General features: G+C 61.3%; 1 protein-coding gene. It reads right to left on the bottom strand.

Annotated elements, in window-relative coordinates; genetic code table 11:
- On the bottom strand, positions 1-212 hold a 212-nt coding region (locus PGR79_RS23865), incomplete at both ends, for a molybdopterin-dependent oxidoreductase (protein ID WP_430922632.1).

Here is a 212-nt window from a genome sequence, read left to right as displayed (position 1 = left end):
TCCTGGACGATAACCAGTTCCAGCTGTTCAAACGCCTTGCGCACCGCGGAAAGCTCGGCATCGGTCTGCAGCGGATCCTCGCCCATAATATAGGCCGCGCGGACTTCGCCGTGTTCAGCGCGGTGCGGCAGCTCGCTGATGCGATAACCGGTATGTTCCGGCAGGCTGTCGACGCCCCAGGCTTTAGCGAACTTCTCGCGGTTTTCCGGGAA

It is taken from the genome of Klebsiella sp. 141161 (assembly GCF_050600815.1).
Classification (GTDB): domain Bacteria; phylum Pseudomonadota; class Gammaproteobacteria; order Enterobacterales; family Enterobacteriaceae; genus Klebsiella; species Klebsiella aerogenes.
The sequence above is the reverse complement of the archived record's forward strand: the minus strand, read 5'-3'. Positions and strand labels throughout refer to the sequence as shown.